The sequence below is a fragment of the Pseudomonas sp. FG98 genome, from assembly GCF_057808595.1.
Genome location: NZ_JBMDIJ010000072.1, coordinates 22,653 through 31,477, shown reverse-complemented (window position 1 = coordinate 31,477; position 8,825 = coordinate 22,653). Strand labels below are relative to the sequence as shown.

General features: G+C 64.7%; 6 protein-coding genes. 3 read left to right on the top strand and 3 right to left on the bottom strand.

The window, feature by feature from the left end:
• Positions 1–145: 145 nt before the first annotated feature.
• From ACODSK_RS26470 to ACODSK_RS26460, 3 genes are all read right to left on the bottom strand, one after another.
• The gene (locus tag ACODSK_RS26470) at positions 146–1,402 is read right to left on the bottom strand and encodes a DUF1444 domain-containing protein (protein ID WP_489020164.1); all 1,257 of its coding nucleotides are present in this window, start codon (positions 1,400–1,402) and stop codon (positions 146–148) included.
• Positions 1,403–1,501: 99 nt separating this feature from the next.
• On the bottom strand, positions 1,502–2,065 hold the full coding sequence (locus ACODSK_RS26465; RefSeq protein WP_489020162.1) for a 2OG-Fe(II) oxygenase: 564 nt from the start codon (positions 2,063–2,065) through the stop codon (positions 1,502–1,504).
• Positions 2,052–2,756, bottom strand: a complete 705-nt coding sequence (locus ACODSK_RS26460) for a 2OG-Fe(II) oxygenase (RefSeq protein WP_489020161.1) — start codon at positions 2,754–2,756, stop codon at positions 2,052–2,054. The genes ACODSK_RS26465 and ACODSK_RS26460 overlap by 14 nt, the downstream gene beginning before the upstream one ends.
• A 164-nt stretch (positions 2,757–2,920) precedes the next feature.
• Between ACODSK_RS26460 and ACODSK_RS26455 the strand changes: the two genes are divergently transcribed.
• The 3 genes from ACODSK_RS26455 to yfcF all read left to right on the top strand — a co-directional run bounded on the left by ACODSK_RS26455 (position 2,921) and on the right by yfcF (position 8,461).
• Positions 2,921–5,905, top strand: a complete 2,985-nt coding sequence (locus ACODSK_RS26455; RefSeq protein WP_489020159.1) for an autotransporter outer membrane beta-barrel domain-containing protein — start codon at positions 2,921–2,923, stop codon at positions 5,903–5,905.
• A 216-nt stretch (positions 5,906–6,121) separates the two neighbouring features.
• Positions 6,122–7,729 carry a hypothetical protein gene (locus ACODSK_RS26450; RefSeq protein WP_489020157.1) on the top strand — a complete coding sequence of 536 codons (1,608 nt, stop codon included), beginning with the start codon at positions 6,122–6,124 and terminating at the stop codon, positions 7,727–7,729.
• A gap of 105 nt (positions 7,730–7,834) precedes the next feature.
• Positions 7,835–8,461: a glutathione transferase gene (yfcF, locus tag ACODSK_RS26445; protein WP_489020155.1), complete on the top strand. Its 627-nt coding sequence runs from the start codon at positions 7,835–7,837 to the stop codon at positions 8,459–8,461.
• Positions 8,462–8,825 lie beyond the last annotated feature (364 nt).

The following is an 8,825-nucleotide window of genomic DNA, read 5'->3' as shown; positions in this document are numbered from 1 at the left end:
TGGGAGCTGGCATTGCCAGCGATAGGGCCAGCAGGAACAGCACAGACCAGCAGAGTGAATGGTTAGCTCGCAGCACCAGCACAGAGCGAAAAAGATGTGTAGATACCCATGCAGCGATGAGGTCCTGCCAGATGCCGGCAAATCTTCAGCCAAGCACCGCCATCCGCTGCAACTGATCGGCCGAAGGAAAGCCCAGGGTCCGATAACGCGGCGGATACAGGCTGACCTGCTCCAGCAATCCGCCAGCCTTGCCTTCGATCTCGGCCCATTCCACCAGGCGGGTATGGCTCACCCCATCCGCACCCAGCTCCACCAGCGCCACCCGGTCGGTCCTGGGCAGCAGGCTGTCGACGGTCTGGGTCCAGCTGCACATGGAGAAGGTGCGGCCGCCGCTGTCGGCCAGTTCATAGAGCATGTAGGTGGCGACGAACAGGTCTTCGCTAAGTTCTTCGTGGAGCTTGTCGAGCAGTTCCTTCTGCGCGTGATAAGCACCTTGCAGCAACAGGTGGTCGAGGGTGGCGAGGCGCGCGAGCAGTGCTTGGTCGTCGGACTTGAAGGCAACGATGCGCTGGTCCTGGTAGGTGAGCATCTGGCTGGACACGGCGCGGCCGTTCTCCTGGGCCTTGAAACTCAACTCGACCATCTGCCGCAAGGCCGGCTCGTCGCGGTCGCCGGCCACCAGCAGGACGTCGTTGCTGGGAATCATGAACACCGGCTGGCCCTTGATCGGCGCCCGTTGCAGTACATCCGGCAGCAGGGCGCGGCTGATGTCGTAGCCGTCGCCCCAGCGGCCGATATACAGCCCGGGGATGATCTCCTCGAAGGCGTCCTCGGTGCTTGCCCGCAGGTTGTCCAGGGCGATGCCCAGGGCCTCGTCCATGCTCACGCCCCAGTGCGGTTCCGGCCCCTTGGTCAGGGTCGAGGTGGACTCCGGATGATCGACGGCGAGCAGGGTCACGCAGTCCTTGCCCAGGGTGCGGTGGATCACCTCGTAGCCGGCATCGCCGCCGGCGCTGCGCAGATGGTGCAGACGTACTTCTTCGAGCATGGCCAGGTTGCGGATCACCGGACGCAGCAGCGGGCGGACCTCGGCGAAGCTGCGCGCGGCCTTGTCCCGCGAGCGCAGCAGGGTCGCCACGTAGCCTTCGATCACTGCGGCCTTCTTCGGCCGCTCGGCATTCTGGTAGTCGCGAAAGGCGTTGTGCAGGTTGAAATACGCGCCATCGCCGTGACGCAGGCGGAACTCGTCGGGCAGGTAGTCGAGCGGTTCGCGATAGCCCGCGCCACGGGCAGCGTCGATCATCTTGCGGGCGAAGCCGTGGGCGTCGAGGGGACGGTTGAAGACTTTGTCGAGCAGGGCGCCGAGCATGCGGTAGCTCCTCCGTGAGTGCGGGTCGTCCATGGTGTGCCCCTGACTGACCACGAAACGCACGGCTAATTCAGTGATGCCCCGGGCGGTCTGCCGAATGGTTGCCGGGACGCCGCGGAAATGAGGTGCGCGTCACAGGTCGAAAAACAGCTCCAGCCCGCGCCGTTCGCCATGCTGTACCCGGCTGATTCCGTGGCGCGTAGCGACCCGGTAATAGCCCCGCGCACCGCTGACCGGGCGCTGGGCACTGGGGATGATGGCGATATCGCCCTGGCGCAGCGGCACCACCCGGGGGCGCGACTGCATGCGCGGGCGTTGCTCGGTCAGCAGCAGTTCGCCGCCGCTGAAGTCATCGCCTGGCCTGGAGAACAGTGCGCACAGGTGCAGCGGGAAGGCTTCGGGGTAGTGGCGCAAGGGCTGGTACTGCTGTTCGTCCAGGCGGGTGAAGCGCGAGCGATCCTGGTGCCGGTCTGCGTCCTGGCCTTGCCTGTGGAGCTCGGCGAGCTGTTGCGGGTAGCTGCCGGGCTGGTCGAGCAGTGTGTTCCAGTGGTTGGCCAGTTGCGCCAGCGGCGGGTAGAAGGTTGCCTTGAGGGTCTGGAGCAGGCCGCAGGAGCCGAACTGATCGCTGTCCAGATAGCCGGGAAGCAGCAGGTAGCCGTCCTTTTCCAGATGTTCGAGCAGGTCAGCGAGCGTCATGAAAGATCACTCCCAGGGTGTGGCGCTGGCCCGACAGCACCTGGCTGACACCATGACGCGCCAGCACCTTGCGCCAGCCGCCGCGCGAACCCGCTACGGGGCGCGCGGCCACGGGGAAGATCACTGCATCGCCCTGGCGCAGGGGCACCACCTCGGCACGGTGCTCGTGGCTGGAGTACTCGGTCAGGCAGAATTCGCCACCGCTGAAATCGCGGCCCGGCTGCGACAGCAGGACCGCCATCTGCAAGGGGAAATGCAGGTCGCCGTAGAGATCCTGATGCAGGCAGTTGTAGTCGCCGGGCTGGTAGCGCAGCAGCAGTGGCGTGGGACGGAGCTGACCGGCCTGTTGGCAGCGCTGGAGAAAGCCGGGCAGGCTGGCCGGATAGCGTTCGGCGAGGTTCAGCCGGGCGCTCCAGGTGTTGGCGATCGAGGCCAGCAGTGGATAGAAGTCCTGGCGCAACTGCTCGACCAAGCGGGGTAGCGGATAGCGGAAGTACTGGTACTCGCCGCGCCCGAAGCCGTGGCGGGCCATCAGGATGCGCGAGCGGAACAGGTCCGGTTGCGGGTACAGGTCCACCAGTTGCCGGCACTGTTCGGCGTCGAGCAGGGCCGGTAGCAGGGCATGGCCTGATTGCTCCAGCGCCTGCTGCAAGGCGGGTTCGGGAGCGTCGAGGGCGAGGCGGGTTTGCATGCCGGAAGACCTTTGCGAGAGAGGTATTCAGGTTGGCGGCTGGCGGAGGAGAAGGCACTCCGAAACTTGCGCCGGGATTAACTGAGACAAAGCCAATCAATCAAACCGTAATATCGACTGGCCATATTAGGCGACCTTCTCATAACGATAATGGTCGCCAGCCCATGCTTTTCACCCGTCATCGCCTTGCTCTCTGCGTCGCCCTCGCCAGCGCTTCCTTCGCTCCGTCGCTGTTGGCCAAGGACTATTCGGTCACCAGCGCCACCACCGATACCCTGGAACTGAAGAAGGGCGACACCCTGTCGGTGTCGGCCAGCGGCAGCATCGTGTCGAGCAAGGACGACGGGGTGATCCTGCCCAAGCACACCAGCGGCACCACCCTGACCGTGAACAATGCCGGGATCATCCGCTCCACCACCGCTCGCGGCATCGATACCAAGGACGAGGGCGAGGATGTCAGCGCCTATGTGATCAACAACCAGGCCGGTGCGCTGATCCAGGGCGTCAACGATGGCCTGCGCTTCCAGACCAACCCCACCGCCGGCGGCACCCTGAAGATCACCAACGCCGGGACCATCGAGTCCATCGGCGACGGCCAGGCCATCGATCTGGAAACCCTGAACAACGCCAAGTTCACCACCACCCTCACCAACGAGACGAGCGGGGTGATCCATGCGGTGGGCAACGATGCGATCAAGACCGGCTCCAACGCCGTGGTCACCAACTACGGACGCATCTACACCGACACCGCGCCGCAGGACAAGGACGGCCTTGACCAGAAGTTCGACGGCATCAAGATCGGCACCTCCACCGGCGTCACCGTGTACAACTACGGCAGCATCAGCGCCGACCGCCACGGTATCGACCTGAAGACCGACGCCACCCTCTACAACTACGGCGAGGTCACCGGGCGCAACGGCTCGGGCTTTGGCTCCGACGGTTTCGGTACGGTGTTCAACTACGCCGGCGGCGTCATCACCGGTGCCATTGCCGACGGCAAGATCAATGGCGACGGCGATGGCGTGGACATCGACAACATCGGCCATATCTACAACGAAGGCATCATCCAGGGCCTGGGCGCCAAGGGTGTCGACAGCGGCGGGCGGCCCAACGGCAGCGAAGGCATCGCCATGGGCGGCGGCACTATCGTCAACACTGCCAGCGGTATCATTCGCAGCGTCGACAACGGCATCCTGGTCGACGATGGCGCCGAGGGTCCCGGCGTGGCCGTCACGCAGATCAGCAACGCCGGTGTGATCGAGGGTGAGAACGGCTTTGGCATCAAGCTGATCGGCCCCTACGACGACACCGTGACCAACAGCGGCCTGATCAGCGGCGGCAACGGCCTGGCCCTGAGCATGGGCGCCGGCAATGACAGCCTGATCGTCACCACCGGGGGGCGTTTCAATGGCCTGGTGGACGCTGGAGACGGCATCGACACCCTGACCCTCGACGGTACCGGCAGCTTCGGCAACAGCGCCAACTTCGAGAAGCTGATGGTCAGCGGCGGCCGCTGGACCCTGAGCAGCAGCAACGATTTCAGCCAGGGCGGCACCGTGACCTCGGGCGCGACCCTGGTCAACCAGGGCAGCATTCTTGGCGCCATGACCGTCGACCAGGGTGGCGTCTACGCCGGCGGTGGCTCGGTGGGCGGTCTGACCATCAACGGCAGCCTGCTGACCAACACCGGCCTGGGCGTGGCCACAATCAATGGTGACCTGAGCTTCGGCAGCGGCGCGAGCCTGGTCTACGGCGTCAATGCCGATGGCAGCAGCGCGCCGATCAGTGTCAGCGGCACTGCCCATCTGAATGGTGCCACCCTGAACGTTGCGCCGTCGTCCGGCGAGTATCCGTGGAAAAGCCAGTACACCGTGCTGACCGCCGGTGCTATCGACGGCACCTTCGGCAAGGTCACCAGCGACTACGCCTTCCTCACCCCGACCCTGAGCTACACCGCCACTTCCGTCGGCCTGACCTACACCCGCAACGACGTGGCCTTCGAGCAGTATTCACAAACCGGCAACGGCGCCGCCGCGGCGCGCGCTCTGGGTAGCCTCGGCAGCGACAGCCGCCTGTACAGCGCGCTGCTCAACACCAGCAGCGCCAGTGCCGGTGGCGCCATCGAGCAACTGTCCGCGAGCAACACCGCCAACCTGGCCGCTGCCACCCTGAGCGGCAGCACGCAGGTGGGCAACACCATGCTCGGCGCCATGCAGTGCATGGGCAGCACGGCCGGGTTGCTGGTTGGCATGAATCAGCAAGACACGCCGCTGCTGGCCGCCACCGGCGTGCCCGAGGGGCTGCGCAACCTCAACGATCCGAATGCCCGCGGGCGTCTGTGGGTCCAGGCCCTGGGCAGCTACGGCAAGGTCGACGGCAGCCATGGCGGCAGCGCGCTGGAGCAGCGTACCGGCGGCGCGGTGCTGGGCCTGGACTGGGCGCTGGATAGCGATTGGCGTCTCGGCGTGCTGGGCGGTTATTCCAATACCCGGCTGGATGCCACGGGCCTGGACGGCAAGGTCGACAGCTGGCATGCCGGTGTCTACGCGGTACGCCAGAGTGGTCCGCTGGCCCTGCGCCTGGGGGCGGCCTACAGCGGTCACCAGGGTGACAGCAAGCGCGACCTGGCCTTCAGCGGTTTCAACGAGCGCATCAAGGGCGACTACGACGCCGACAGCCAGCAGGCCTTTGCCGAACTGGGCTACGCCATGGGCAGCGGTCGCCTGAGTGCCGAGCCGTTCGCCAACCTCGGCTACCAGCGATATCACCGCGACGCCTACCGCGAGAAGGGTGGCGACGCCGCGCTGGCGGTGGACGGCGATACCCAGGACAACGTCACCAGTACCTTTGGCGTACGCCTGGCCCATCTTGGCCAACTGGACAACGGCATGAGCCTGACGCCGCGGGCGAGCCTGGGCTGGCGGCATGTCTATGGCGATGTCGATACCCGCACCCGCCAGGCGTTCATTGCCGGTGGCGACGCCTTCAGCGTCGAAGGCAGTGCGCTGGATCGTGACAGCCTGGTGGTCGAGGCGGGGCTGGAACTGGGCGTGAGTGCGACGCAATCGGTGGGCCTGGGCTACAACGGCGAGCTGGGCAGCAACAGCCGTAACCATGCGTTGGTAGGGCAGTGGCAGATGAAGTTCTGACAGCCGACGAGGTGCGCAGCGGGTCAACTGACGGTCTCCTATACTCGGACTGTCACACGATCCGTTGCGCTGGTCGGTTTGAGCATGTGGGAGCGCAGGTGGACCGTAAACCCGGGTGGGGCTCATGCGTTGCCCCGGATTTACCGTCACATCCAACCGTCCGGCATCCGCCCTTGCTTGCAAGCGCTCCGGTGATGCCCGTTCGGGCTCACAGGAGTGCTGCCCCATGTCTTTGCGTCCCTTCTCCAGGCCTTGGCGCTGGCCGCTGCCTTGCTCGCAGTTGCGCAGGTCCAGGCCGATGTCGATGGCGAGCGCCTCGCCGAAGAGTTGAATACCGCTTACCGCACGGTGGTCGAGGGCTGCGGTGCGAATTTCGAACGTCCTGCCCATGAGTGTTCCGGCGTGCTGGTCCGTCGCAGCAGCGACAGCCCAGAGCCGTTCTGGCTGCTCGACCCACTGGAGAAAACCCTGGGTGCGGCGACGGCGGTCTATCTGCGCGGCGATCTCGGCATCGAGCAACTGTCCCGGCCGCATGGCGCGATCTTCCTGTCGGCGGCGCAAGCCGAGCAGGGGGAAAAGCCGGTCGAGCCGCTGTGCATCTATCCCTTCCCGTTGAGCATGAACGAGACCTGGACGCAGTTCGGTTGCCAGTCCCCCGAGATCAAGGCTACCCAGGAACCCGACCCGAGCTCCTGCGCGGCCCATGGCGTGCTGGATGCTCCGGCCTGGGTCGATTTCTTCCGCAGCCACGACACCATCGCCGAACGTCAGTGCTCCCTGAGTACCCGGGACGCCAAGCAATTCAACGCTGCCTTGCTGGCGCACGATTCGATGGGGTTGGTCTGGTCGCGGCAAGCGACGGCGGTCATGGTCCGGAACTGGGACGACCAGCGGGCTGGCCGTATTCCGTTTCGCGGCCTGTTCTACCTCGACTCGCAGGCCGATGCGCTGTTGGCGGCGCAGGCCGATCAGCGCAGGTACTTCCAGCACACCGGGCTGTGGCTGCCGGTGCTGCGGGTGAACCTCAAGGAACCGAATGGGCTGATCTTCGCGTATCGCCCGGATGATCAGCTGAGTAATGGGTTTACCGTGGCGGACCGCCTGAACCACCGCTTTGCCGATGTGGCGATGACCTGTCCCGATGGGCGGCCGGCGTATTACTGCAATGGGGTTCTGGTTCGGGGCACCGGATCGCTCACCACGCGTCATGCGTGGAATCTGCAGGCGCACAACATCGATGACAACGTGGTGTCGTTCTCGTATCTGCGCAGGGATCTGGGTATCCAGAAGTTGTTCAGACCCTACGGTCTGGTCTTCAAGTCCTTGAGCGAGCCTTCTGCGCATCCGGTCACGCTGCGCTGCGCCTATCCCGACGAAGCAGGTACCGGGGGGCCTGGAGACGACTGCGCCGAGGCCATCCGCTGCGATACCTTGGGAATCACCAGCTACCAGAAATGGATGGAGGTCACCCCGCATCCCGGACTGAGTTGTCCTTTTGCCCCTACGGTCGAGCAGTTCCAGTTGAGTATCGTAGTTCGTGATTCCAGACCGGATTTGCGTGATGGCTACAACGAGATACTGCTTGCCGCCTGGCCACAGGACATTCCGACGCAGCTGCCGATGGAAGGCTTCTACTATGACCCCTTGGGCGGCGGTAGTCTGGCCAGGGCGCAGTTCATCCAGCGCGATTACTTCAACGAGACCGGGCGCTTCCTGCCGTTGCTCAGGGTGAGATTCGAGAGCACCGATCAGTTCATGTTCAGCTATGAACTGGCCGAGCAACTCGAGCCCGGTATGCCGGAGGACGGGGTGAAGCAACCTTGAGGCGGGCGGGAGTATTCCGCTGCGGAATACCCCCATGAAAACATTGGATTGTATTTCCCGTCGCAAACCTCATAGCGTGATCTCCTCAACCAAGGAGATCGCGCCATGAGTCAGTTCCGCCTGTTCGTCGATGCCCGCTATGTCAGCCCCTACGCCATGTCGGTGTATGTGGCTTTGCGGGAAAAGGGTCTGGATTTCGAAACCGTGCTGGTCGATCTCGACCAGGGCCAGAACCAGGCGCAGGATTACGCCCGCCTGTCCCTGACCCGGCGCGTGCCGACCCTGGTCCATGACGATCTGGCCCTGACCGAATCCTCGGCCATTACCGAATACCTCGAAGATCTGTTCCCCGAAACGGCGATCTATCCCCGCGACCCGGTGCTGCGTGCTCGTGCCCGCCAGGTGCAGGCCTGGGTGCGCAGCGACCTGATGCCGATCCGTGAGGAGCGCTCTACGGTGGTGGTGTTCTACGGCGTGAAGAACGGACCGCTGTCGGAAGCGGGGCAGGCGGCGGCGGGCAAGCTGATCGCGGCGGTGGAGGCCTGGTTGCCGGAGGGGGCCGAGTACCTGTGCGGCGAATGGTCGATCGCTGATGTCGACCTGGCGGTGATGCTCAATCGCCTGATCCTCAACGGTGATGCCGTGCCGCAGCGCTTGCAGGACTACGCGGCGCGGCAATGGCAGCGGGCGTCGGTGCGGGAGTGGGTGGAGCAGGTGCGTCCGGTGTTGTGATTGCGTCGTTCTTGCGGGCCTCATCGCTGCATGGGTATCTACACATCTCTATCAGGTACAACACGGACCTTGTGGGAGCGGCTGTTAGCCGGGACGCCGGACCGCGCGATCGGCGGCGAAGCCGTCGTAAAACCTAAGTCCCAGATCTGCCTGACACACCGAGTGCATCGGTTTTATGGCCGCTTCGCGCCCAATCGCGGCTAACAGCCCACACAGGGTCCGTGTTGTGCCTGATTAAGATGTGTAGATACCTATGCTCATCGCTGGCAAGCCAGCTCCCACAGGGTTCCGAGCCGGCCACGGGACCTGGGCCTGACACACAACCTGTGGGAGCTGGCTTGCCAGCGATGAGGCCGCAAGAGCC

What these genes read in the sequence shown, in the direction of transcription:
- ACODSK_RS26470 (WP_489020164.1), bottom strand. Translation starts at nt 1,402, where the DNA reads ATGGACGACCCGCACTCACGGAGGAGCTACCGCATGCTCGGCGCCCTG.
- ACODSK_RS26465 (WP_489020162.1), bottom strand. Translation starts at nt 2,065, where the DNA reads ATGACGCTCGCTGACCTGCTCGAACATCTGGAAAAGGACGGCTACCTG.
- ACODSK_RS26460 (WP_489020161.1), bottom strand. Translation starts at nt 2,756, where the DNA reads ATGCAAACCCGCCTCGCCCTCGACGCTCCCGAACCCGCCTTGCAGCAG.
- ACODSK_RS26455 (WP_489020159.1), top strand. Translation starts at nt 2,921, where the DNA reads ATGCTTTTCACCCGTCATCGCCTTGCTCTCTGCGTCGCCCTCGCCAGC.
- yfcF (WP_489020155.1), top strand. Translation starts at nt 7,835, where the DNA reads ATGAGTCAGTTCCGCCTGTTCGTCGATGCCCGCTATGTCAGCCCCTAC.